20 protein-coding genes and 8 tRNA genes are annotated in these 25,760 nt (G+C 42.3%); 19 read left to right on the forward strand and 9 right to left on the reverse strand.

Annotation, left to right across the window (positions count from 1 at the left end):
• Positions 1–23 precede the first annotated feature (23 nt).
• Together ABJ384_RS03835 and ABJ384_RS03840 are read right to left on the reverse strand one after the other, a co-directional pair.
• Positions 24–1,130 carry an efflux RND transporter periplasmic adaptor subunit gene (locus ABJ384_RS03835; RefSeq protein ID WP_349928952.1) on the reverse strand — a complete coding sequence of 369 codons (1,107 nt, stop codon included), beginning with the start codon at positions 1,128–1,130 and terminating at the stop codon, positions 24–26.
• A 79-nt stretch (positions 1,131–1,209) separates the two neighbouring features.
• On the reverse strand, positions 1,210–1,854 hold the full coding sequence (locus ABJ384_RS03840; protein WP_349928954.1) for a hypothetical protein: 645 nt from the start codon (positions 1,852–1,854) through the stop codon (positions 1,210–1,212).
• Between the two features lie 281 nt (positions 1,855–2,135).
• Here ABJ384_RS03840 and pilG point away from each other — a divergent pair, with 281 nt between their 5' ends.
• From pilG to ABJ384_RS03870, 6 genes are all read left to right on the forward strand, one after another.
• The gene (pilG, locus tag ABJ384_RS03845; RefSeq protein ID WP_086195987.1) at positions 2,136–2,519 is read left to right on the forward strand and encodes a twitching motility response regulator PilG; all 384 of its coding nucleotides are present in this window, start codon (positions 2,136–2,138) and stop codon (positions 2,517–2,519) included.
• Positions 2,520–2,542: 23 nt separating this feature from the next.
• Entirely contained in the window at positions 2,543–2,911 is a 369-nt protein-coding gene (locus tag ABJ384_RS03850; protein WP_086195986.1) for a response regulator, read from the forward strand.
• A gap of 5 nt (positions 2,912–2,916) precedes the next feature.
• Entirely contained in the window at positions 2,917–3,453 is a 537-nt protein-coding gene (locus ABJ384_RS03855; protein ID WP_086195985.1) for a chemotaxis protein CheW, read from the forward strand.
• Between the two features lie 45 nt (positions 3,454–3,498).
• Complete coding sequence (locus tag ABJ384_RS03860) at positions 3,499–5,571, forward strand: methyl-accepting chemotaxis protein (RefSeq protein ID WP_349928957.1); 2,073 nt, start codon at positions 3,499–3,501, stop codon at positions 5,569–5,571.
• Positions 5,572–5,744: 173 nt separating this feature from the next.
• Complete coding sequence (locus tag ABJ384_RS03865; RefSeq protein WP_349928959.1) at positions 5,745–10,214, forward strand: Hpt domain-containing protein; 4,470 nt, start codon at positions 5,745–5,747, stop codon at positions 10,212–10,214.
• Positions 10,215–10,218: 4 nt separating this feature from the next.
• A complete protein-coding gene (locus tag ABJ384_RS03870) occupies positions 10,219–10,677 on the forward strand; it encodes a hypothetical protein (RefSeq protein ID WP_086195982.1) in 459 nt (152 codons plus the stop codon).
• Positions 10,678–10,753: 76 nt separating this feature from the next.
• Here the strand turns inward: ABJ384_RS03870 and dapE are convergent, their stop codons facing one another.
• The 3 genes from dapE to ABJ384_RS03885 form a co-directional block, all read right to left on the reverse strand.
• A complete protein-coding gene (dapE, locus tag ABJ384_RS03875) occupies positions 10,754–11,890 on the reverse strand; it encodes a succinyl-diaminopimelate desuccinylase (protein ID WP_166167645.1) in 1,137 nt (378 codons plus the stop codon).
• 129 nt (positions 11,891–12,019) lie between these two features.
• The gene (locus ABJ384_RS03880) at positions 12,020–12,169 is read right to left on the reverse strand and encodes an entericidin A/B family lipoprotein (protein ID WP_086195980.1); all 150 of its coding nucleotides are present in this window, start codon (positions 12,167–12,169) and stop codon (positions 12,020–12,022) included.
• Between the two features lie 99 nt (positions 12,170–12,268).
• Positions 12,269–13,165, reverse strand: a complete 897-nt coding sequence (locus ABJ384_RS03885) for a DUF1853 family protein (RefSeq protein ID WP_349928961.1) — start codon at positions 13,163–13,165, stop codon at positions 12,269–12,271.
• A gap of 96 nt (positions 13,166–13,261) precedes the next feature.
• On the opposite strand from ABJ384_RS03885, the gene ABJ384_RS03890 reads away from it, so the two are divergent.
• The 11 genes from ABJ384_RS03890 (at position 13,262) to ABJ384_RS03940 (ending at position 15,925) form a co-directional block, all read left to right on the forward strand.
• The gene (locus ABJ384_RS03890; protein ID WP_349928963.1) at positions 13,262–13,645 is read left to right on the forward strand and encodes a YbaN family protein; all 384 of its coding nucleotides are present in this window, start codon (positions 13,262–13,264) and stop codon (positions 13,643–13,645) included.
• Positions 13,646–13,652: 7 nt separating this feature from the next.
• Complete coding sequence (elsL, locus tag ABJ384_RS03895) at positions 13,653–14,183, forward strand: cell wall-recycling L,D-carboxypeptidase ElsL (protein ID WP_349928964.1); 531 nt, start codon at positions 13,653–13,655, stop codon at positions 14,181–14,183.
• Positions 14,184–14,476: 293 nt separating this feature from the next.
• A tRNA-Val gene (locus ABJ384_RS03900) sits at positions 14,477–14,552 on the forward strand.
• A gap of 26 nt (positions 14,553–14,578) precedes the next feature.
• A tRNA-Asp gene (locus ABJ384_RS03905) sits at positions 14,579–14,655 on the forward strand.
• A 47-nt stretch (positions 14,656–14,702) separates the two neighbouring features.
• Positions 14,703–14,779: transfer RNA gene (locus ABJ384_RS03910), tRNA-Asp, on the forward strand.
• A gap of 21 nt (positions 14,780–14,800) precedes the next feature.
• Positions 14,801–14,876, forward strand: a tRNA-Val gene (locus tag ABJ384_RS03915).
• A gap of 13 nt (positions 14,877–14,889) precedes the next feature.
• Positions 14,890–14,966: transfer RNA gene (locus ABJ384_RS03920), tRNA-Asp, on the forward strand.
• A gap of 31 nt (positions 14,967–14,997) precedes the next feature.
• Positions 14,998–15,073: transfer RNA gene (locus ABJ384_RS03925), tRNA-Val, on the forward strand.
• A gap of 58 nt (positions 15,074–15,131) precedes the next feature.
• Positions 15,132–15,208 (forward strand) — tRNA-Asp (locus tag ABJ384_RS03930).
• Between the two features lie 105 nt (positions 15,209–15,313).
• Positions 15,314–15,389: transfer RNA gene (locus ABJ384_RS03935), tRNA-Val, on the forward strand.
• 74 nt (positions 15,390–15,463) lie between these two features.
• Positions 15,464–15,925, forward strand: coding sequence for a DUF2750 domain-containing protein (locus tag ABJ384_RS03940; protein WP_349928966.1), 462 nt, complete (start codon positions 15,464–15,466; stop codon positions 15,923–15,925).
• Positions 15,926–15,927: 2 nt separating this feature from the next.
• Here the strand turns inward: ABJ384_RS03940 and ABJ384_RS03945 are convergent, their stop codons facing one another.
• The 4 genes from ABJ384_RS03945 to yccS all read right to left on the reverse strand — a co-directional run bounded on the left by ABJ384_RS03945 (position 15,928) and on the right by yccS (position 22,438).
• Positions 15,928–16,710 carry a YdcF family protein gene (locus ABJ384_RS03945; RefSeq protein ID WP_349928968.1) on the reverse strand — a complete coding sequence of 261 codons (783 nt, stop codon included), beginning with the start codon at positions 16,708–16,710 and terminating at the stop codon, positions 15,928–15,930.
• A gap of 103 nt (positions 16,711–16,813) precedes the next feature.
• Positions 16,814–19,450: a sulfite reductase flavoprotein subunit alpha gene (locus ABJ384_RS03950; protein WP_349928970.1), complete on the reverse strand. Its 2,637-nt coding sequence runs from the start codon at positions 19,448–19,450 to the stop codon at positions 16,814–16,816.
• Between the two features lie 167 nt (positions 19,451–19,617).
• Complete coding sequence (locus ABJ384_RS03955; protein WP_086195974.1) at positions 19,618–20,178, reverse strand: YcxB family protein; 561 nt, start codon at positions 20,176–20,178, stop codon at positions 19,618–19,620.
• 85 nt (positions 20,179–20,263) lie between these two features.
• Positions 20,264–22,438, reverse strand: coding sequence for a YccS family putative transporter (gene yccS / locus ABJ384_RS03960; RefSeq protein WP_349928972.1), 2,175 nt, complete (start codon positions 22,436–22,438; stop codon positions 20,264–20,266).
• Between the two features lie 135 nt (positions 22,439–22,573).
• On the opposite strand from yccS, the gene ABJ384_RS03965 reads away from it, so the two are divergent.
• Complete coding sequence (locus ABJ384_RS03965; RefSeq protein WP_349928974.1) at positions 22,574–23,791, forward strand: multidrug effflux MFS transporter; 1,218 nt, start codon at positions 22,574–22,576, stop codon at positions 23,789–23,791.
• Positions 23,792–24,444: 653 nt separating this feature from the next.
• A complete protein-coding gene (locus ABJ384_RS03970) occupies positions 24,445–25,737 on the forward strand; it encodes a DcaP family trimeric outer membrane transporter (RefSeq protein ID WP_349928975.1) in 1,293 nt (430 codons plus the stop codon).
• Positions 25,738–25,760: the final 23 nt, after the last annotated feature.

The following is a 25,760-nucleotide window of genomic DNA, read 5'->3' on the forward strand; positions in this document are numbered from 1 at the left end:
AACAATCCTGTACTTATTTTTTATTATTTATTGATGATGACCGCTTGATGAATGTCCTGGTCATTAAATTTAATACGGCTAATCTGGTCGGCGTTTTGCAGTCCTTGCACGACAGCCAAATTGTCCCGATAGCGCTGTTCCAGAATCACCAGGTTGACCTTTTCAATTTTGTTTTGGCGGATCACCCAGACATAGGGTTTATCTTTGATATTCTGGATCACATCGAGCGGAATGATTTGACCTGAAACTTGAGTCGAAGCAAGAATGTTGCCTTCCACGAAAGAACCAATACTCAGTGAGTTAATGGTTTCATTCGGTCGGGCAAAGAATTCAATCTGACGACTGGCAGGATCGGCAATCGGGGAGATGCGTGTTAAAACAGCAGTCAGTTGAGCTGGATTACCTTGAATGGTGTATTCAATATGTTGTCCCACTTTTAAAGCGGTTTGCATGTCACTTGGCAATTTGGCCTGAATTTCCAGCTGATTCGGATCCACGATTTCAAACAGGGTCTGGCCAGCAGCAACGGTTTGACCAGCATCGACTTGGCGCTGTGTAATCACTCCAGAAATGGGGCTATAAATAGTCCCTTCACGCTCGGCTTTTTTGGCAATATTGACACTGGCCTGTTGCGCATGCACATTTTCCAGTTGCGCCTGATAGTCGACAGCAGCCTGTTCATATTCAACTTTGGAGATAAAACCTTGATCCAATAAGCGTTGTTTGCGCTGCATCATATTTTTAGCCAGATTGGCCTGCGCTTGTGCTGCTGACAAATTGGCCTGAGCTTGCGCTAAACGTGCAGCATTATCTTGATTATTCAGGCGAACCAAGACCTGTCCCTTAGCGACTGACTGTCCGACCTGGACATAGACTTGGGTTGCAGTGGCAGTGACCTGAGCCTGTATGCTGCTTTGATTGACTGCACGAAGCGTACCGGTAAAAGCACTTTTTGCGACAGAAGTGCCATTCTTCACTGAAACTAGATCTTTTTCAATTAACTCAATTTTTGTTGTGGTTTCTACAGGTTTTTCTATTTCATTTTTTTTGCAAGCTGTTAGAAATAAAATTAAACACAGAACGCTGCCGGTTAAATATTGCTTATGGTCACTTAATTTAGATTTTTTCATATGCTGTCCAGATAGCATGTAGCTTCATCCTTTTTATTTATTGTGACTTAAATTAAGTGCTTCATAGCCTAAATACAATTTATTCAAGCGCTTTTAAGCGATCGATAATATTGTCGTATTTTGCTTGAGTATTTCGATAGTTAATTTGTAATGATTGAATCGTTGCTTTTTTTGCTTCAATATTCTTTTGATTATTCTCGATTGTATTTTTCAAGCTGGCTGGAATGTCTTCAGCTTTACGTAAATGTTCAATCTGTTGACGCTTAAAATAAATACGGTCAGTTTGTAATTGCTTTAACTGGTCTTGCTGAAAGGCAATTTGCTTTTTGATGCCGGTTAATGCGTCATTACGTTTTGCGAATGCAACTTGACTATTACCATAAGCCTTTTTTAGTTTTAAGTCCGCTGCCTGCTGCTTGGCGTGGGCTGCACGTTGCGGTGCCTGTCTAATATCGGCTTCAGTATTATAGGCACGATTACGCCGGATGACCTGCATGTTCTGGTCCAAAGCTTCGTAGCCATAGCGAATATGATTGGGGGTGACATTGGTGCTAATATTGGCTATACCCTTACTGTCATAATAGCGATACCAGGTGGCTTTAGGTGGCGGATTTTCAGCATATGCGAATGCCGATTGCAAAACCAGAAAAGAAAGAAAAATGAATCTAAAGTTCATTTTTTTTTGTGCAATGAAAGCAAGTTTGTATTTAAACTGACTTTGCATTGTAACCCCCCGAATAAAAGTTGACTAAATTACTTATTTTTAAAGTAATAAATGAGCTATATTAGACTCAAAATAAGTAATAAAAAACCTCTGTCTGTCAAAAAAAAATCATTGGTCGATAGAAAGTGTGAAGTCGTTATTGGAAATAGACTAAAATGAGTCTTCGTGCGGAAAATGTTCGTTGAAAAGGCAAGTAAAGATATGTTAAAAATGTTTGTAACTTGTAATAAAATTTTTGACTAAAATTGTTTGTACATTCTAAAAATGGGAAGGATCATTAAATGGACGAAAAATTCCAAAATCTAAAAGTGATGGTGATTGATGATTCAAAAACCATTCGTCGTACAGCAGAAACATTACTCCAACGTGAAGGTTGTGAAGTCGTGACCGCAGTAGACGGGTTTGAGGCTTTGGCAAAAATTGCTGAAGCAAATCCGGATATTGTTTTTGTAGATATTATGATGCCACGTTTAGACGGTTATCAAACTTGTGCATTGATTAAAAATTCGCAGAATTATCAAAATATTCCAGTCATTATGCTGTCAAGTAAAGATGGTTTATTTGACCAGGCAAAAGGTCGTGTTGTTGGTTCGGATGAGTATTTAACTAAACCCTTTAGTAAAGATGAATTGTTAAACGCAATCCGCAATCACGTAACAGCATAAGTTTATTTTTATTGGGGAAAAGCATGTCACGTATCCTTATCGTTGATGATTCACCTACGGAAACATTTCGTTTTAGAGAGATTTTAACCAAGCATGGCTTTGAGGTGATTGAAGCAGCAAATGGTGCTGATGGTGTCACAATGGCACAAGCAGAATTGCCAGATCTGGTGCTCATGGATGTGGTCATGCCTGGTGTAAACGGTTTTCAGGCAACACGTCAGATTGCCCGTGGTGCTACTACTAAACACATTCCGATTGTGATTGTCAGTACCAAGGACCAAGCCACTGACCGCGTTTGGGGGAAACGTCAGGGGGCAAGTGATTATTTGACCAAGCCTGTAGACGAAAACCAATTAATTGATGTGATTAAACAACACCTCAATGCAGGATAAGCTCTATGGCAGCAAATGGATTTATCGAATTACTTCGGATTGCTAAACGTGGTAACAAAAACTACGTTACAACTGAAAATGAAGTAAACCGATGGTCAGGCATTGCTTTTGAGATGATGGGGCAATATTTTGTGGCCCCTTTGGGTGAAGTATCTGAAGTGATATATCCACCAAAATATACTCCGGTTCCAAATACTCAGTCATGGGTGATGGGACTGGCCAATATTCGGGGACGTTTACTTTCCGTCGCTGATTTGGCGCATTATATTTCAGGACATCGAAGTCAGTTTTCACCGACTCAAAAAGTATTGTGTATTAGTCATAATGACCATTATGTCGGTTTGGTGGTAGATCAGGTTTTGGGGATTCAACACTTTAATAAGAAGAGTTTCTTTTCTAAAAACAGTGAATTAGATAGCAATTTACAAGAATATTGTCAGGGTTATTTTTATCAGCATAATCAGCACTGGCATGTTTTCTTATTTAGTCGTTTATTGCAAAACCCAAAATACATGAATGCCTCTATAAAATTTATAAATTAATAGTCGCAAGCTAAAGAATGATAGCGCAACTCGGGGAGAAGCTGGATGGGCTTTAAACTTAAAAAGAAAAATACAGGTGAAGGCACCAGCCATAATGGCGGGAATGCTTTAGTCGCAAAGATTCAATCACAAACAGAGCAATTATCACGTGTATTTGGTGACAGTGAAAAGTCCAAACCATTAATTTTGGGGGCAGCATTTTCTCTGGTCGTAGCACTCTTCCTGTTATTGTACTTATTCTATAGTGTACCGCGTAACAATGAATTGACACGTAGTGTGGGTGATTTGCGTCTATTGTCACAAACCATTTCACGTCAGGCAACTGATGCAACTGCTTCAGGAACCAAAGAGTCGATTGATAAATTAATTAAATCGCAAAAAGAATTTGCTGAAAACCTGGAAACGGTTAAAGATATTCATCCACATACAGCTGCATTGGTTGAGGTGGAAAAGCAGTGGAAATCGCTATCAGAAGGGATTGATTTAATTTCGTCTCAACAGAAAATGATTAACAAGCTGTACGATACCAATATTGCAATTGGTGAGTCGATTCCGGGAATTCAGGCAGAATATAACCTGATGGTTGACCAAATGGCGCGTCAAAACATGCCATCTAACCAGGTGGTTATTGCCAAAAACCAGGTATTCATTGCAGAACGTATCTTACGTTCAATTAGTTCGGTACTTACAGGTAACGATAACTCGCGTGAATCTGCGGATGACTTCAGTGCCGATACTGAAACTTTCGGTGCTTACCTCAATGCACAGCTCAATGGTAGTGCAGAACTGGGTGTAGAACGTATTGATGATCCGGCATTGCGTGAATCACTGACAGGCATTAAAAGCGAATATGATGATGTACTAAAATCAGCTTCTGCAACAATTCTTTCAAACTCGGCGCAAATTGTAAAAGTACGTCAAGCTTCTGCTGCAATTTTTGCCCAATCGGATGAATTGTTAGCCAACCTGAATAAGCTATCTGGTGGTTCGAGCTTGGCTATTGCGCTTCCTGCCTTGCTTTTAATCCTGTGTCTGGTTGCTTTCCTGTTTTCTGTATTCAAGTTGCTTGCATTACGTGGCCAGTCAGATAAACAGCGTGTGGCAAACCTGCAAGAAGAATATGACCGTAACCAGAATGCGATTTTACGTTTACTGGATGAAATTGCCGACTTGGCGGATGGTGACTTGCGTTCATATGCAACGGTATCGGAAGATTTTACCGGAGCAATTGCCGACTCCATTAACTTCGCGATTGACCAGTTACGTGACTTGGTATCACGTATTACTGAAACGTCTCAAGAAGTTGCGCAATATACAGCGAATACCCAGGGCATTACCCACCAGCTTGCTGAAGCATCTGAACACCAGGCACAAGAGATTGCCGGTGCATCTGCCGCGATTAACGAAATGGCGATGTCTATTGACCAGGTATCTGCAAACGCGGAAGAATCTGCAGTGGTTGCGGAGCGTTCGGTACAAATTGCTGCCAATGGTGCAGAGGTTGTAAACCGTTCTATTGAAGGTATGGACACCATCCGTGAGCAGATCCAGGAAACATCTAAACGTATTAAACGTCTGGGTGAATCTTCTCAGGAAATTGGTAACATCGTTGCCCTGATTAACGATATTGCCGACCAAACCAACATTCTGGCATTGAACGCTGCAATTCAGGCATCTATGGCGGGTGAGGCTGGTCGTGGTTTCGCCGTGGTAGCCGATGAGGTACAACGTCTTGCGGAACGTTCAGCCTCTGCAACCAAACAGATTGAAGGCTTGGTAAAAACCATTCAGACAGATACCAACGAAGCCGTAATTTCGATGGAGCAAACCACTTCCGAGGTTGTTCGTGGTGCAAGCTTAACCAAAGATGCCGGTGTGGCACTGGATGAAATTCAAAACGTATCGACCAACCTGGCGCGATTGATTGCCAACATTTCGGATGCTGCAAAACTTCAGTCTGCTTCTGCTGGTCACATTGCGACAACGATGAATGTCGTACAAGAAATTACCTCGCAAACCACAACAGCAACCTTCGATACAGCACGTTCGGTATCGGAACTGGCAAATATGGCCGAATCATTACGTGAATCTGTAACCGACTTTAAATTACCTGACTAAGTTAATTAAAAAGCGTTGCAGTGATATTCCCTGCTTTTGGGCAGGGGATATCCATAAGACACAGATCAAGCATCGACAAGATGAACTTAACTTCAAAGTTAGGTCTCGCGTGATGGTGACAATTAAGTTTGAGCAACCTTCTTGGTGGCAGATAAACGTAAGAAGCCTAAGCTATGAAAGAAATATTAAAAAATTTAGTTGAAACGACTACGCTTCCTGAAGATAGTTATCTTGATCAAGATGCAGAAATTCTAGAAATTTTTGTTGAAGAAATAGAAGAAATCTTCGTTGAATTAAGTACTTTATTTACAACTTGGTTGGAAAATCCGAATGACCAAGAAACTTTAACGACCATTCGCCGTCATTTTCATACCCTTAAAGGTTCTGGCCGTATGGTTGGAGCAAAATCTGCGGGTGAGTTGGCATGGGCGGTTGAAGATACTTTAAATCGGGTTATTTCCGGCACAGTACCTTTGGACAGCACAGTTCAACGATTTGCCCAAACTGTATTTAATATTTATCAATACAAGTTATACCCAATTTTTAAAACTGTTCAAAATGCTGATATCGACTTAAGACCTTTAGTATTATTGGGGCAGCAAATTCAGCAGCAGGTCAGTTTGGAACCTGCACTAGAAGAATTGCTTGAACTGTCTAGCACACTGACCAGTGTCAATAGTCTCACTGGTCTGGAATTGCAGGATCAATCATTTAGTGAAGCAGCGCCTGAAATGGCAATCGAAACTACTGCTACAGCAACCCCAGTTGCAGCAGACGACAACAATGATATTGAAGAAACGGTCGCGATCTTTATTGAAGAAGCAGAAGAACATCTGTTTACGATTGATCAGTTCCTGAAAAATGAACAGGAACAACATCAGGATTATAATGGCCTGATCCGTGCCTTGCATACCTTGCGTGGCAGCTCTTCTATGGCGCATATTGATCAGATTTTTGCAGCCAGTACCAAGGTTGAAAACTTATTTAAAACACTTTTACAAGAAGAAATTGTTTCTACCTCCAGCCAGACTGCGTTGCTAATTCAATATGCTGAATTTGTCCGTGATTATTTACATACTTTAAGACAGGGTCAGACCCAGAAACTTGATGCCATATATGCCACCTTTAATTCGGCATGGGACGACTATGGTTTCAGTTCTGCAGAAGTGGATGAGGATGTCAATCCGCAAGGTCTGGTGTCCAAACTGGTCGAATTGAATATTGATTTACTTCTGGATGCCGAATTCGAATTTGAAAAACGTGCCAAAGTAGAATATCCGGAATACATTCAGGCCTTAAGCCAGCAGGCACAGCAATTATTGGATAATACTGATAATCGTGCTGCGATGGGCATCTATCAATTTACCCATGAATTGAAGTCTGGCTATGAAGCGCTGGTATTAAAACCGGAACTGCTCAATATCGACTATGCATATGATCTGTTTGGGCAGGCACATCAAGAGTTCATTCATCTGTTCGATACCCTGGCGGCAGGTCAGCGCGTTATTTTAACGGAAGATATCCAGAAAGTTCTGAATGATCTGGCAGCCTTTGTTCAGCAGGATCTTGAACAGTTCGAAGTTCAGGAACCGAATCCTGCAACTCAAGTTGAAGCCTCACCAACTGCTGCTTCAGGTATTGTAGATCTGGCACAGATTTCACAAAAAATTGGTTCAGACCGTGAACACATGCATGCTGATGATGCAAATCGTGATTTTGATGAAGATTTGTTGGATATCTTCCTGGAAGAAGCAGAAGAATTACTGGGCGGGATCGATCAAGACTTGAATACCTGGTCGAAAGATCCGTCCGATACTGCGGCACTGAATAATTTAATGCGTTATTTGCATACCCTTAAAGGGGGTGCCAATATGATTCAGGCGACTCATATTGGCTTAATTGCGCATGAATTGGAAAGCATTTATGAACGCGTGATCCGTCATCAAATTGAGGTCAATCCGCAACTCATCAGTATTATTCGCTTAGTACAAGATGATGTATCAGACCGTATTCAAGTCATTCGCGATGAGCAGATTGATTATTCTGGTACTGAATCGATTGAAATTTTGCGTAATATTCAGGCTATCGCTCAAGGTAGTGTGGCTGTAAGCACCGCAGTTGCGGAAGTCGAAGTTCAGGCTGAACCTGAAGTTGCAGCTGAAATTGAAGAACTTGAAACTGCAACGACAGTAGAAACAGAAATTGAACCTGAGATTCAGCTTGAAACTGAAGTGGAAGCTAAAGCCGAAGCTGAAACAGCTGCTGAAGTTGCCTTGGCAACTCCAGACCATGTTGAAGAGCCAGATGACAGTATCCGTTTAATTGCAGAAGAAACCTTCTGGGAAGAAGCAGAAGAAATTCTGGAGTCTACAGATAGCCTGTTGAAACAGTGGTTTGAGCAGCGTAGTGACCGTAGCTTGCTGCTTCAATTACAGCGTGCAGCCCACAGTTTGAAAGGTGGCGCACGTATGGTGGAAAATGAACCGGTAGGGGCAATTGCTTACCAGCTGGAAACCACCTTCGAACGCTTTGCGGTGCATCAGTTCAACTCCAATGTTTATGACCTGTTATTGCAAACGACTTTGGCATGGTTAAAGCAGGCCATTTTCGAGCATGATTACAGTAATTTTGACAGCGTCAAATTAAGTTTAGAGTCGATTGAATTTGTTGATGTCATTGCGCAGTTACCTAAGCGCGTGGCCGAATCTGATACGCTGTCTACGGCTAAAGTCTTTGAATTTGTTCAGGGTGATGGTACCGAACCTCCAGCAATGATGGGTGAGTGGGATACAAGTAATCAACAGGACAACAGCAATGAAATGATCCGTATTTCTGCCGATCTGGTCGAGAAAATGATCGACTTGTCTGGTGAAAATGCGATTAACCGTTCACGTATTGAAATGGACTTGGGACAGTTTAGTAATACCCTGAACGAAATGGAACTGGCGATCAAGCGTCTGGCTGACCAGTTACGTCGAATGGAAGGTGAGCTCGAGTCTCAAATTATTGCCAAACATGGTGATAATTCACGTTATGCCGATTTTGATCCTCTAGAGATGGACCAATATTCATCATTAAACCAGTTGTCAAAATCGCTGGCGGAATCTGCATCTGACTTGGTCGATTTCAAGACGACCCTGTCAGAAAAAATTCGTGATACGGAAGGTTTACTGTTACAACAATCCCGTATTCAAGCTGAGATTCAAGAAAGCCTGATGCGTACCCGTCTGGTACCATTTGATCGTTTATTACCACGTTTACAACGGATTGTGCGTCAAACCTCATCGACTCTGAACCGTCCGGCCGAGCTGGTGGTGCAAAACACCGAAGGTGAATTGGACCGTAACATTCTAGAGCGTCTGGTTACACCGTTCGAGCACATGCTGCGTAATGCGATTGACCATGGTCTGGAAGATACTCACGTACGACATGAGCTACAGAAGCCTGAAGTCGGGAAAATTATTCTCAATATTAGCCGTCAAGGTACAGATGTACTGGTGTCATTCAGTGATGACGGTAAAGGGATTGATGAAACAAAAATTAAAGAAAAAGCACTCAGCTTGGGTTTAATTAAAGCCGATCAATCCATTGATAAGCAGGAAATCCTGCAATTAATTTTCCATCCTGGATTTACTACTGCCAAAGAAGTGACGCAAATTTCCGGACGCGGTGTAGGTCTGGACGTGGTGCAAAGCGAAATTAAGGCACTGGGTGGGCATATTTCCATCGATTCTGAATTGGGTAAAGGGACCACCTTTACCATTCGCGTACCGACTACGGTGGCTGTAAGTGACGCCTTGATGGTCAAATCAGGCGACCAGCAGTTTGCGATTTCACTGGCACAAATTGACCGTATTGTACGTATTGCACCATCAGCGCTTGAACAGTATTTCAATAGTAAAGAAGATTTCTTTAAAATTGATAACACCAGTTACAAACTGCGTTATTTATCCGAATTTGTGTCCAATCAGCCTTTACCACGTTTAAGTAATGTTGCACATTCTTTACCTGTATTGCTGATTAAAGGCAATAGTGGTCAAACTATTGCACTACTTGTGGATCAGCTGATTGGTTCGCGTGCACAAATTGTGGTGAAACCGATCGGTCAGCAATTCTCAAGTGTTGGCGCTGTTGCCGGAGCGACTATTCTAGGTGATGGTCAAGTCTGTCTGATTCTGGATGGTCAGAATATTGCCCGACAAATTCAGAACACTCAACGTCTTAAACATGTGTCTGATCAACGTGAGCATTCGCGTTACAGTAATGCACGCCGCCTGATCATGATTGTGGATGACTCGGTGACAGTACGTAAGGTGACTTCACGTTTACTTGAACGTCAAGGCTTTGATGTGGTGACGGCCAAAGATGGTATTGATGCCATGGAGCAGCTGGAAAATGTCAAACCAGACTTGATGTTGCTGGATATTGAAATGCCGCGTATGGACGGTTTTGAAGTCACGAATCTGGTTCGTCACCATGACGTGCATCAAAACTTGCCTATTATTATGATTACGTCGAGAACAGGCGAGAAGCACCGTGAACGTGCATTCAGTCTTGGGGTAACGCACTATATGGGCAAACCGTTCCAGGAAGCGGAATTGCTGGAAAATGTGGAAAGTTTGTTAGAAATCAGTCAGGGATAACTCAATGAGCCAAAATAGTGTTTCAAACTCTGCTGTTGACCGAATTTCACAACAGGAGTTACACCACCTTATTACGGTATCTACCGGATTTATCGATACCTATATTATCGATTGTTATGGTAAGGAAGCGATGATTCTTCCGCAAAACATTGTCTTGTCTGCGCTGGATAGCGCTACACAGGTGCCTTTTGTGGAATGGCATGAATTGAAGCTGCCAGTGTATGCTGTGAATGATCCGGAGCGCAAAACGGGTGTAGCATTGGTCATTGAAGGCGATGATGTCAGTCAGCGTTTTGCCCTGATGTGTAATGAGATGCCAAAAACGATTCGTCTGCGTATTTCCGAAGTGGTAGATGAAGAACGCACGGCAACAGACCCTGATGTATTCCAGTATGTACGGATGGGAGATCAGGTGTTTTATGTGCCTAATCTCGAACACATTCAGTCTTCTTTAGGATTGTAATGTTGAAGCATTTATAAAAGGTGGGTAATAAAAAAGGAACTGTTCAGTTCCTTTTTTATTTTATGTGGTTACTGTTTTAGCGAGCTAATAAGCCTTCTAGAATTTGTTCGTAAATTTCAGCAAGCGGTTCCAGGTCAGCAACATTTACATGTTCGTCAATTTGATGGATGCTGGCATTTAATACACCGAGTTCCAGCACCTGTGCACCTGTAGGGGCAATAAAACGACCGTCGGAAGTACCGCCACTGGTAGAAAGTTCAGTTTCAATACCGGTGACATTACGAATGGCATTTTTAGCAGCATTGACCAATTCGCCTACTGGGGTAAGGAATGGCAAGCCAGATAATGTCCATTCAATATCATAATCAAGATTATGACGGTCTAGAATTTCTAAGGTACGTTCTTTTAACTGTTCAGCAGTCACTTCAGTTGAATAACGGAAGTTAAATAAAAGATTCATACTGCCCGGAACCACGTTAGTTGCACCGGTACCTGCATTGATATTGGAAATTTGGAAAGATGTTGCAGGAAAATATTCATTGCCATTGTCCCACACCGTATCGCACAGTTCAGCCAGGGCTTTAGAGGCAGTATGAATCGGGTTGATGGCAAGGTGAGGATAAGCCACATGTCCCTGTTTACCTTTCACGGTTAATTTGGCATTCAATGAACCACGACGACCATTTTTGACCACGTCACCCAACTGTTTGGTACTGGATGGTTCACCAACCAAACACCAGGTCATTTTTTCATTACGGGCTTCTAAAGCTTCCACAACTTTCACGGTACCGTTAATGGATGGGCCTTCTTCATCGGAAGTAATGAGAAATGCGATAGAACCTTTATGGTCTGGGTGTTTTGCCACAAAACGCTCTGAAGCCACTACCATCGCTGCCAGTGCTGTCTTCATGTCGGCACTGCCACGTCCATACAGTTTACCATCGCGAATTTCCGGTACAAAAGGGTCCGAATTCCAAGCATCTAAACTCCCAGTAGGTACCACATCGGTATGGCCTGCAAAACATAAAACAGGTGCTTCAGTACCTTTACGTGCCCATAGATTGTCCACGTCTTCAAAACGCATCGGTTCAATATTGAAGCCGATTTTTTCCAGACGTTCCGCCATGATATTTTGGCAGTTATGATCGATTGGTGTTACAGAAGGCTGACGTAGCAGTTGCAGGCTTAAATCAAGGGTAGCGGAAGAGGTCATGCGATTTTCATAAGTCGATAAATTTGTCTGCACTATAATAGGCGAATATGTCCTTGAATGTGAATGGCTGCCCTAAAATTGGTATAAAAAAACCCTATCTTGGATAGGGTTCTGTACGCTGAAGACAAACTAGTTTTTGCGGATTTCCTCAGAAGTTTTTTCTGCAGTATCGGTTACAGCCTCTCCAGCTTTAGATACATCTTTACCCATACCTTTAAACGTATTACAGCCAGTTAAAGCAAACGCAATAATGAGGGAAGCAGCAAGAATTTTTTTCATCATCATCTCCAAGTCATTCATTATTTTGATGTGAATTCAGGTTAATTAATGCACAGTCTAAACAATAGGGTTTTTTGATGGTAGAAAAGTAAACATTTGTTATAAAAATAGACAATTCTCATAAAATTGGCGATGTATTGCTTGAGAGAGTAAAGGTGGATTGCGGTACATATAGAAATTATTTTGATCTTTTTGCAGATATAAGCCGTTACTCCACCACTGTGCGGTATCGCTACTGATATGCTGTTCTGGACAGATCCATTCGAGTCGCTGTAAGCGGTAAAATTGAGCACTTTGCGGAGGAATATCGCTTCCCCAACAGCCTAAACGTCGTTGTTTATTGACCCAGTTGGGAAGGGTACTCACTGTGCTTCCAACAGAAAGATAAAGTTGCCCTTTAAGTACTGCGAAACGCTGCTCAATGTTGTGTTCTAGTGCATCCTCAAACTGAAACTGCTTTTGGCTAAAGTGATTTAATTTTCGCAATAAAGTATCGCTGCGGTTTAAGCCATACCAGTAGGGCAAAGAACAATCCAGTTCTGCCAGATAATATTTTAAAGCCACTTCCCAGTGTTCAATGGCTTGGGTTTCTGTATTCAATAACAGAAAATCGAGTTCACCCAGGGTTTTAGGTCCCGCAATTTTCTGAATGCTATGACCGAGTAATTGATAAGGGTGATAGTCTTGATCGAGCAGCCAGAACCAGACCAGCATTTCAAAACGCAGCCCTAAGCGCGTGCTTTTGAGTTGTTGTAAAAAGTTTTCTAATTCTTGTGGATGCTGGTCTAAATAAAGCAATCTGGAGTGATAATTCTGAAAATGGCTACGCCATACAGCATCATCATGAAATTGAAAAGCATGCTTGAGTACCATTTCGGACGGGATGTGGGATAAAATATTTGGACTGCATACACAAAAGGCCAGTTGCCGAACCAGTAAATTTTTAAATTGCAGCCACGGTTCTTCAATATGAGAGACTTGATTTAAAGCAAACATAGCAACCCCGGGCGATAAATTAAAAAGTGCAGAATGACAACGGATAATATGCAAAAACACTTTATACTACCGCAATTAGTTGTATAGGGTAGTGCTATGAAAATGTTGTTTTGGCGAAGTTTAGTGATGATTTTTGTCATCCTGGGCTTTATCGGGGTACTTTTACCGGGTATGCCAACAACAGTATTTCTGATTTTAGCTGCCTGGTCGGCTTCGAAAGGCTGGCCGCAAATGGATGCCTGGTTGCTGAATCATCCTAAATATGGGGCGACCTTAAGGGCATGGCGTGAAAATGGCACCGTACCACGCAAGGCAAAATGGTTCGCTACTATCATGATGATGATCAGTGGAATCATCATGTTATTTACCAATGCACCGCTTTTGGTGAAAATCTTCACTGATCTGACCATGCTGACAGTGGCCATCTGGTTATGGCTACGTCCTGAACCTTCAGCAGAACCAATCAAAGATGGTGAGTGATTTTGTTATGGCATATTCTTTAGAACAGGCGGATATATGGATTGATTTGATCGGGCAACACCTGACCTTGCCCAAACATAACAAATCTTATGTCATCTCTACAGGCAAAAATGGGATTGGCGAGCAGGAAAATTCCGGCAAGACACCACGAGGCTGGCATAAAGTAGCACTAAAATTCGGACATGCCGCTCCCCCAAATGCGGTATTTAAAGCACGGCAACAAACTGGTGAAGTCTATGATGCAGCATTGGCTGCACAATATCCTGAACGCGACTGGATTTTATCGCGTATCCTCTGGTTAAGCGGTCTGGAAGAAAATTTTAATCAGGGTGAGGGCTGTGATACCTTTCAGCGTTATATCTATATTCATGGCACCCCCGATACAGAACCCATGGGGATTCCATTGTCACATGGCTGCATCCGGATGCGTAATCAAGATGTGATTGAATTATTCGAACTGATCGCTGAGGATGCTTTGGTGTTTATTTCAGAACAGCGTTTGAATTTGAAGGATGGTACACAGGCAATCGCCGATTAATAATGTGATAAAGCATTAAAAGCTTAACGTTCTGCTGAATATATAGTGGATGAAAAACGGCGGTATTCGCCAGCAGTTCAAAAAATATTGCAATATTTTGCTTAAAAATGACTCGGTGATTTTTGGGTTTTTACAGAAAATAGTAAATAAGTTATCGAAATTGTTTGTTTTTATAGCAAACAACCTATTTTTTAATCACTCAAACGTAAAAAACCAAAAACAGTCAGAAAAGCGTTTGACAGTCTGTCAGGATTCTCTATAATGCACCTCATCAAACGATGAAGACGTTTAAAGGGCGCTTAGCTCAGTTGGTAGAGCGTCTGCCTTACAAGCAGAATGTCGGCGGTTCGATCCCGTCAGCGCCCACCAAGCTCTTAACGTTAAGACACTTTAGTGCAGCGGTAGTTCAGTTGGTTAGAATACCGGCCTGTCACGCCGGGGGTCGCGGGTTCGAGTCCCGTCCGCTGCGCCACTTCAGTTCTTAATATTCGTTTGCCACAATAGCGACATTGTGTAAGTGCAGCGGTAGTTCAGTTGGTTAGAATACCGGCCTGTCACGCCGGGGGTCGCGGGTTCGAGTCCCGTCCGCTGCGCCATTTACATGATAGACCTTTTGAGGGCGCTTAGCTCAGTTGGTAGAGCGTCTGCCTTACAAGCAGAATGTCGGCGGTTCGATCCCGTCAGCGCCCACCAGATTTTTTGCGATGCAGCGGTAGTTCAGTTGGTTAGAATACCGGCCTGTCACGCCGGGGGTCGCGGGTTCGAGTCCCGTCCGCTGCGCCATCCTTAGAATCAAAAATGCAAGACCCTTTGAGGGCGCTTAGCTCAGTTGGTAGAGCGTCTGCCTTACAAGCAGAATGTCGGCGGTTCGATCCCGTCAGCGCCCACCATATCTTTTAAAGATATCTTCTTTCTTAGATATAACTACTTAGAAATAAGTATCGTGATGCAGCGGTAGTTCAGTTGGTTAGAATACCGGCCTGTCACGCCGGGGGTCGCGGGTTCGAGTCCCGTCCGCTGCGCCATTTTTAAAATGTCTTAAATCCCTGAGTTTAAGATATCAATACCAAGACTACGTACTTCGCTTGTCTTGCGTCATAAAAAATAACGATGTTATTTTTTAATTCTCAGGGCGCTTAGCTCAGTTGGTAGAGCGTCTGCCTTACAAGCAGAATGTCGGCGGTTCGATCCCGTCAGCGCCCACCATATATTCTCCTTGATCAAATTCTATTTTTCTCCTAAAATCCTTAGTTAATAATAATTTTAACTATTGAAAAATCATGAGAAATCCATATCAACGCAAGGCTGCGTCTAAGACCCAAAATAATACTTATAATGCCCAAGAAATCTATAAAAAATTTGTTGAAATGATTGTAGCTCAAGGTTATGTCCATGCCCTGTATGATGATGGTTGGGCATTATGTGCAACACCTACCGGTCAGCGTGCATTTGCTATTTGGCAAAGCAAAGGGCTGGCAAAATTGCTATTGAAAGACAATTGGGCAAATTATCACGTTGAGGATATTTCACTTAAAGATTTTGTTGAAAAAGTCATTCCTTTTTTACGTCAGGAAAATACCTGTGTGTCGATGGATTTAACTCCGGAAGGGCAAAATGTGCTGGTGGCACCAGAAAAATTATTATTGGATATAAAAAATTATTTGTATCAGATTTACCTGCAAAAACCTGAATTGTTTAAAGATGAAAAACTGCCTTTACCCCGTAGCATTCGTTTGAACTGATTTTAGTATTCCTGTAACAGCCAGCCACTAATGAAAGCAAAATACTCGCGTAACCAGGAGTTATAGCGAATATAAAGTGGTGTTGGGGCGCTAAGGGTAAATATCTGTTGATAACCTTGATGTTTGGCAATGGCTTTGGCACGTAAAATATGAAAATCACTGGTGACGATGACAACAGGCTGTTTTAGGGAAATATGCTGCTGTGCCAGCAAAGGCTGTACATTACGCAGGTTTTCTGTAGTGCTGGTACTTTTTGCTTCTAATAAAATACGTGATGGATCAATATGATGTTGTTGTTGCAGATATTCAGACATCACGGCTGCTTCAGCAATTTGTTCTTTAAATCCTAAACCTCCGGTCACGACCAGCAGGGTTTCCGGGTAACGTTTGGCATAGGCAGCACCAACATCTAAGCGCTGTTTTAAGGTGGGAGAGGGACGCCCCTTTTCAATACCACTGCCCAGTATGATGACGGCAGCAGCGGGCTGAACGGTATTGGACCGCTGAATGTTATATTGCAAATAACTGAAAAATATCACCAATGTACCGAGCCAGAGAAAAAATCCGGCCCATGCACAGTGCCATAAAGTCTGTCTTAAGGGGGGGTGCTGAATAAAGTTTTGAATCCGGTTAAAAAACGGGGCATAGAGCATCAGTCCTATACCAATGATCAATGGAAGAATAATGCCGAGATGAATTTTATCCAGTGATAGTAACCATAAGCCATCGAGAGTCAATATACTGCCGATGATCAAGCTCAGGTGACGTTTGAAGCTGCTGGACATAAAATTAATCTGGGTGAATGTTGTTGCTAGTTTAAACAAATTGGATACTTTAAGTATAAAAAAACCGGATTCTGAGACCCGGTTTTTTTATTGACTTCAATGATTAGTAGACATCACGACGATAACGACCATCTTGACGTAGCTGATCAACTACAGCTTCACCCAGAATGTCGGTTAAAGCCTGATCGACATCGCTGGCCATACCGTTGATACTGCCGCACACATAAATCACTGCACGATTGTCAATCCAGGCTTTTAGTTCCTGTGCCTGTTCACGCAGTTTATGATGCACATAGACTTTTTCTGCCTGATCGCGTGAGAAAGCCAAATCCAGACGTTGCAGCATGCCGGTGGTTTGCCAGGCTTCAATCGTGCTCTGATAGAAGAAGTCATGTTCACGCTGGCGTTCACCAAAGATCAGCCAGTTTTGCGTATAGTCCTGACGGGTACGTGCATGTAGCAAGCTCATTAAGCCTGCCAGACCGGTACCGTTACCAATACAAATGATAGGACGGTTGTCATCAATCAGGTGGAAAGATTCATTGTTACGGATGCGCAGTGCAATCTCGCTATTTAACGGGGCATGCCGAGTCAGCCAGCCTGAACCCAGGCCCAATTGACCTTGAGCATCGGACTGTTGGCGCACCACTAAACGCAGAACTTGCTGTGAAGGAATGTTGGCAATGGAATATTCACGTGAAGGCAGCGTTGGAAGTTGCTCCAGTAAATGATCCATATTGGCAAAAGGTTCAACTTCAACAGTCAAATCTTTGTTCCATAAGGCCTGCTCAATATTTATATTTAAGGAATCTACAGAGGCATTCGGCTGAATTTGATGCTTTTGCATAAATTGGGCAATACGTTCAGCACTGTTACCGGGTTGAATCTCGGCGATATCACCGGCTTGCCAGCTCACTTCATGATCCGGCTTTAACTCGATATTAAAGGCCGCGGCACCGAGGCTGTTCGGGTTGAGCAGATCACGTTGGGTTAAAGTCCAGCGATCGAAGGTTTTTTCAATATTCATGGCTTGCAATTCAAGCTGGGTTACTTTTGCTAAAGCCGTATTCCATGCCTGAATCTGCTCTTGATTGGTATTATCCACTTCAATGATATTAAACAACTGCTGCGCACCATTCTGTTTTAACCAGTCATCAATTGCATGGCCAAAATGACAGAAAGTGTCGGCATATTCGTGAGAACCCAAGGCCAATACTGCATAGTGCAGATGGCTTAAATCAGCTTTTTTGCGCAGTATTTTTTTGGCAAAACCTGATGCTAAATCAGGTGCTTCACCAGTACCGTAAGTACTTGCTACAAATAAAACCTGTTCGGTATTTTTTAAATCATCCAGATTCAAATGTTGTACAGATTTCACGCTCACAGGCTGATGAGCCTGTTGCAGGCTGGTTGCTGTACGCCATGCCAGCTGTTCTGCCGTACCAGTTTGTGACGCATAGACAATCAGCCAGGGTTTTGCACTGGTATCAATATTGACCGCGGTTAATCCATGACGTGCAGTTTGAGTCAGTTTCTTCTGTTTGCGACGTTTCAGGTAGAGCATCCAGCCTGTAACAAAGAACAATGGCATACTCAGAGCAGCCAGCATAGCCAAGAACTGGTAAACCGGACCAAAGAAGCTACCACGGTGCACTGGCAGCATGCTACTCATGATTTTTTCATTGAGTTTTTTATTTTCGTAAAGTTCCATCTCTTTAATGCTAGATGCTTGATAATCAAATATGGCTTTGTTGCGTGCACGTTCGTTTTGCGGAATGGCATCGACAAAGCTAATTTCAAGTTCACCATTGGCTTTTTTCGGGATATTCAGGGTAATGCTTGAATAATCACGGTCCACTTGAGCATTAAAGCCGTTCCAGCTTTGACTAAGAGCCAGATGGATCTGTTCCGGGCTTAAGCCTTTTTTCTCGCGTTTTTCACCACGCTGAGGTTTAGCGGCTTTTTCAGGGTTGCTTGTAGCTGTATTAGGTAATGCTTCGCTCGAACCCTCACGGTTACCGCGTGCTTCACCACCTTTTGGCGCTTCAGCTTCACCCTTGGCTTGCGGTTGTTCAACACCCATCACGGTATACAAGCCGCTACGCCACCAGCCATAAGACCAGGTTAAACCGGTACAGGCGATAATCAGGAAGAAAATCACCACCCAGGTACCCACAACCGCATGTAAGTCCCAAAGGAAATTACGACCTTTCAGTTGTGGCTTAAGCATGAACCACTGTTTAACAGAATGCTTTTTCGGCCAGCGCAGATATAGACCACTGAGTACAAAAAAGATCAGCATGAGGGTACAGGCCCCGGTGATCTGCTTGCCGACGGGTCCAACGGTTAAATTGCGATGCAACTGTTCGATAAACTTGAAAAATTCTCGTCCTTTAATCTCAGGTAACACTTCGGCTGTGTAAGGGTTAATCATCATGGTATAGCCTTTACGTGCACCTTCTTTGACAATATTAATGCTTGAAGATGCTGTCGGATCTATGGCTATGGTGATGCTGTTAATTTTCATTTCCGGATCAGTTTTTTGAAAATGCTGATACAGTTCGGCAGGGGTTAATTTATCTTGTTTTTCCACCTGGACGGTATAGCTAGCCGGATTGAACCATTTCTGGATAGGCTGTTCATATGAATAAATGGCACCAGTTATTCCCATAATGGAGAGGATTAAACCGGCAGTAATACCAAGAAACCAGTGAATCTGGAAAAAGATTTTTTTTAACATAGCCGAAAAAACAGGGTGAGAAACAGAATTAACCTGAATTATAGCTGAACTTTTCCAAAATGATATCGATTTTGTAGGTAATATTTATTCTCATTATCATTTAATTTTTTCGGAATTAAAAAACCCCCAGTCTGGAGGTTTTTTTAATGTCTAGCTTGCAGGAGCATTTAAATCTGTTTTGCTTCGCCCACAGTTTCATTCAAGTGCTTGCGGATAGTCTTGAAAGAAAAATTCTTTGAATCCATACGCTTTGGCAAGATATAAGCACCTTGTTGACCTTTAACCTTGAAGTTAATCAACATAAAGTCAGGGGTATTATACCACTCATAAATATCTTTCCAGCCAATGGCACCGACACCTTCCTGTGCACCCATTTGCTGACGCATGATAATGCCGTGCGGCTGTACGCCCAAACGGATACCTTTAATTTCCTGTACCGGAAATTCATTCATCTTGCGTTTTACATACCATTCCAAGCCGAATTTACGGATCAGGAAATATGCAAGCACACAGACCAAAGCCACCCAGCAGAAAATGGTGGAATAGTTTTTCAGCAAGATGATACCGACAATGGAAAGTAGGGCAACAGCTGCCATGATGATCCAGGCTTTGGTGCCGATTTTATTGGTGCTACGCCAGATGGCAAGTTGCGCTTGACGTTGTTCAGCCTCAGAAATTTCATAGTTCACAGGCTGCAGGGTATAAGCGTATAAATTTTTCGCGGTCATAATGAAAATAACAAATTTAGAACTGTAAAAAGTTTAGCATTATTTATACCAATTCAGTGAGTATATTGTTCCAAAATCATCCTATTTATAATGAGGCTAATTCGGTGGCTTTTTCATCACGGTCATGGCTTAGACTTTGCTTTAAACGACTGAGCTGATTCAGAATACTGAGCATCAACGATAATTGCTGCAACACAATCAGAGATTTTTGATCCTCTTCATTATTTTGGCTTAAGCGTTGGCGTATGGTATTCAGCATATTTTGTGCCGTCAGGTCGGGCACTTCATCTTTTAGCAATGCCCCTTGAATGTCGTCCAGCGCTTGATCGAGGAGCTGCAAGACTTCCTGATCTGCAATTTTTTCACGATGTGCGCCCAGTGCAGCAATATAGCTGAGCAGGGTGTGATTCAAGCACAAGAATTCAAAAGCCTGGCTTTTTTGTGTCGGGTCAAAATCAGGTTCTGTGGCCAGGGTCGAAATCAGTGAGGCCACATCTGCATCGTTATTATGCGCAGCACGACGTACCACTCGATATTTCAAACCGTTATTACGGCCATTTTTGTACTGTTCAATGACTTCGGCTAAATATTCACATTGAGCAGTGAGTGAACGTCGGATCGTGCGGGGTAAACGGCGGAATTTCCAGTCCGGGAAGATAAAGCTCACCCCAAACCAGGCCAAGGCACAGCCAATTAGGGTATCAATCATACGGGGCAGGGCTGCGGCAAAACCCATACCATCAAGGTTAAAGTTAATCAGCGCCAAAATAGTGATAAAGGCGGTGGCCTGGGCATATTGCTTACTGCGTAATTCGAAGAACAGCACACCACTTAAAATCAGCAGTAATAATTGACCTTCGATAGAAGGAATAAAATACAAAACGGCATAACCGAGAATAATACCGACCAAGGTGCCGACAATCCGTAAACGCAGGCGGCGTTTGGTGGCGTTAAAGTTGGGCTGGCTGACGAAAAGAGCAGTTAATAAAATCCAGTAGCCATATTCAATATTGGTCACTTGAACAAAAATATAGCCAATAAGCAAAACGATGGAGACACGAATTGCGTGTCTAAACAGCACCGACTCCGGGGTTAAATGCTGCTTGATCCGGATCACAATATCATCCCAGCCTTTTAAATCATCATCTTTCAGCTGGTTTTCAATATGTTTGCTTTTATCGAACTTGATATGCCGCTCTGTTTCTACGTTACGAAGCTGGGCATCAATCGACTTTAAATTTTGATAAAGAGAAAATAAGGCATTGACCCAAACCTGATCGTATTGCTGCTCGGCACGGAGTTTTTCCAAGGATATTTTTAAGTTGGCAAAGGCATGTTTAAAGCGCTTGTTATGCTGATAGGTTTCACGATTTAAAATACTGTGACCCAAGTCTTTACAGGCCTTACCCTGAATAGAAAGAATGCGTTGAAAGCGAAATAAAATGTCACTATGTTCAAAAACTTTGACCAGTTTTTGATAATCAATATGTGCTGAATCTGCACGTTCATGGATATCCTGAGCCACAAAATAATATTGCAGGCTGCGACGGGTATCTTTTTGTCCACGGTCACCTTTTAATCGGGTTAACAGGGCAGTTTTCATTTCATTGAAAATACCGACCAATTTGCCATTTTCCAGCGACAGCTCAATCATGCTTTGCTGATAACTTTCTGGCGTCATGTCAACATCAAACAGGTTCGATTTTGCAAACAGAAAGTCCCCCAGTGATGAATAGCATTGGGACAGTTTGTCCTGAACCTGCCGAACCGGAAATAACAGAAAACTGATGGTAGAAAGCAGGCCATACCACATCGCACCGGCAACCAGCAGCCCAGCCTGCATATACCATTGATCAAAGAGAGAAACGCCCAGCATCGAATATACAGAAATGACCAGACAGCCATAGGAAATGGTCGCATAACGCCGTCCTAATGAGCCGAGCAGAATCCAGCCAATGCAGGACACAATCAGCCCTATGGCAAATAAAACGGGATGAGGAAATAAAAAATAAATCGAGGCGGCGGTAATAAAGAAACCGATGTAAGTATAAATCAGGTTCATGATCCGCACTGAAAAGCGGTCATCAATATCACTTAAACCGGCAGCCACCACCCCTAAGGTCAAGGGAATGGTGGCAAGCTGTTGTCCCATAAAATAGGGCACAAAGGCAGTACCTGCAAATGCAATAATCATGCGCAGGTTATACATGAAGGTGGTGTTGTAAGTCGCTTGTTTAAGACGCGTCAGCCAAGATTTCAAGTTATGTCCTAATCACTAAAGGATGTATGCATCAGGGAATGAAATTATGTGAAATTTCATTTTCAATCCTTAAAATAATACTATGTACAGTGTAAGCTTGTCTTTAAAGCCCCCATTTAAAAATTGAATATCGTTATGTCTGTACAGCAATCTACACGGCAGTATTCCACAGCATGGATCATGCTGCTGGCTTTATTGACCTCACTTGGTCCACTTTCTATTGATATGTACCTGCCAGCCTTGCCGCAAATGGCACAGGATTTTGGCGTCAGTACGCAAATGGTAGCCAATACTTTACCGGCTTATTTTTTGGGACTGGCTTTAGGGCAGCTGATCTATGGACCTTTGAGTGACCGGATTGGGCGCAAAACGCCACTGTATTTTGGATTAACCCTGTATGTTGTTGCAAGCCTGCTGTGTATTTTTGCCAGCAATGAATGGAGCTTAATTGCTGCAAGGATTTTACAGGCTGTTGGAGGCTGCGTAGGGGTGGTGATTGCTCGGGCTGCCATTCGTGACCGTCTGGATATGCAGGCTTCTGCACAGGCCTTTGCCAGCATGATGATTGTGATGGGGATTGCACCGATTGTCGCGCCGAGTGTCGGGGCAATGGTATTGACGTTCTTTAGCTGGCATGCAGTCTTTGTCTTTTTAACCTTGATCGGACTGATCTGTTTATTCTGTGTGCACTTTTTCTTTAAAGAGAGTTTGCCGCCTGAACGCCGTTTAAAGCTGAATGTCGCCCAGATTATCCAGCTGTACGGTAGTATTTTTAAAGACCCGAGTTTTAAATGGCCAATGCTGGCTGGTTGTTTTTCTGGCGGCATTTTATTTTGTTATATCAGTTCATCTGCTGCTGTGCTGATGGATCATTATGGATTAGCGCAACAGCAATTTGCTTATGCTTTTGGGCTGAATGCCTTTGGTATCATGCTGTTATCTGCGCTCAATAAAAGACTTGGCCAGCAATTTTCGGTACTGAGTCGCCTGAAAATAGGCGGCATCATCCAGTTGCTTGGGGTCTGCATTTTATTCAGTGCAGGTTTAATCGGTCATAGTCCCTTATGGCTGGTATTGATTGGCATGTTCTGGGCAGTGGCAGGAATTGGTTTTACTGGTCCCAATGCGATGGCTTTGGCCATGTCGCAACAGGGTGCGCAAGCGGGAACAGCCAGTGCCATTATGGGAAGTATGCAGTTTGCCTGTGGTTTGCTCGGTGGCGTGATTTTAAATTTTCTGATGTGGGATTCACTGCTCAATATGGGAATTCTGATGTTGATCTTCGTGGCTGTGACTTTGCTTGCAATTCTGCAGTTCAGCAGACAATTGCAGGATAAAAGTTTAAATATTTAAATATCTGCATAGCAAAACAGACCTTTAAACTTATTCGTGCTAAAGGTCTGTTTGAGTTAAAGCTATTTATTTATTTATCCATAAACGCGGCAATATCCATTTTTCCGGATAACTAGGCAAAGGTTTTCTTAAGGGTGCCCAGCTTGCCACGGTTAAAATGTTTTAATGATTTATGGATCACCTGTCTGATACAAAAAGCTCGTACCGCATGGCGGGCAGTTATGGCATCGTTTACATGCTGAAATGAGCTGTAAATTTATAAAAATGTCTTTTGAAATGAGTTTTTTAGCGCTGGGTAGTTATATACATTAGTCGAATGTCTGGTTGTTCGGCTTTAGGATGAATTTTTCTAAGTCTAAGAATATCCACATTATTTTTTTATTAGATCTGAAAATGAGATGATTTTTCAATCACTGTTCGGGAAAACTGATTTTAATAAAGTCTGAAAATTGCTAGATTTAGCACGATATGTGGATGTCACATATTTGTAATATTATAATATTTTAAGTTTTTTACTGTACTCAGAAGCTGAAAATGCAATGGTTTTTTAAGCTTATTAATTTTTGAAGGGTATTTTTTCATAGATTTATTGGGTTTTTAAAAAATCACTGAATGCATGGAATGCGAAATTTAACAAATCGGAGATTTTAAGAATGAGTCAATTACGTAACGGTAAATTTATTGCTAAAGGTTTAGCATTGGCAGTTACAGCAGTCATGGTTAGTACAGCACATGCCGGCACAGCTGAACAAAAACAAATTCAACAATTACGTCAAGAAGTTGAAGCATTAAAATCTTTAATTCAACAACAACAGCAAGTGCAGCAACAGCAACAAACTCAAATTGAGCAAGTCAAGGCACAGCCTGTTCAACTTGCAGCAGCACCTGCAGCGAAGTCTGAATCAGCATTAACTGGCTTTAAAACTAAAGCGGGCGCCAGTGTAAACCTATACGGTTTTGTTCGTGGTGATGCTAACTATATTATTGAAGGTGCAGATGACGACTTTAACGCAGTACACAAATCTGGTGGAGCAACTGCATTAGTTAATGACAAGCTTCGTGCTACCGGAAAAATGACCCGTTTAGGCTTAGATTTTAATACGCCAGTGGGTGATGCAAAAGTTGGTGGTAAAGTTGAAGTTGATTTTGCAGGAACCAATGAAGCATTGCGTATTCGTCATGCTTACTTAACCTATAATGACTGGTTATTCGGTCAAACCACTTCAAACTTCCTGTCGAATCATGCGCCAGAAATGATTGACCTTGCAACGAACGTGGGTGGAGGTACACTGCGTGTTCCTCAAGTACGCTATGGTCTTAAACTGGCTCCTGCTACCCAATTATTCTTGTCTGCAGAAGAAGCAGATAGTTCGGCTACAGGGGATACTATTAAATATCGTTTACCTAATTTAACTGCGAAATTAGTGCAAGGTTTTGCGGAGGGTAAAGGTTCCGTATCTGCACGTGCTTTGGTTGAAAATTATAAATCAACAGCAGCTGATGATAATAAAACTGGCTGGGGTGTAGCGGCAGGGGTTAATTATCAAGTTGTTGATCCTTTAAAAGTGTCTGCTGATGTTTCGCATGTAGTGGGTAACAGCAACTATTTATATGGCAGCAATTCAGCTTATGTTGTAGATCCGGCAAATAACAGTATTGAGCAGAATGAGTTTAATGCAGTTCAAGTCGGCGCAACTTATAAGATTTTACCTAACTTGCGTTCAACATTGGCTTATGGTGCATCGTTTGCTGACGATGGTACTGACTATGCCCGCCTCAATAAAACAGCGAATGAAAAAGTGCAACAAGCTTGGATGAACATTATCTATTCACCAGCTGCACCAATTGATTTAGGTGTGGAATATATCAATGGTAAGCGTGAAACATTTGCTGGTCAGTCATTCAAAGATAACCGTGTAGGTTTGATGGCTAAATATAATTTCTAATTCAAAACTGGAAATTTAAAAAA

The organism is Acinetobacter sp. A1-4-2, assembly GCF_040233925.1.
In the GTDB taxonomy this organism is placed as follows: domain Bacteria; phylum Pseudomonadota; class Gammaproteobacteria; order Pseudomonadales; family Moraxellaceae; genus Acinetobacter.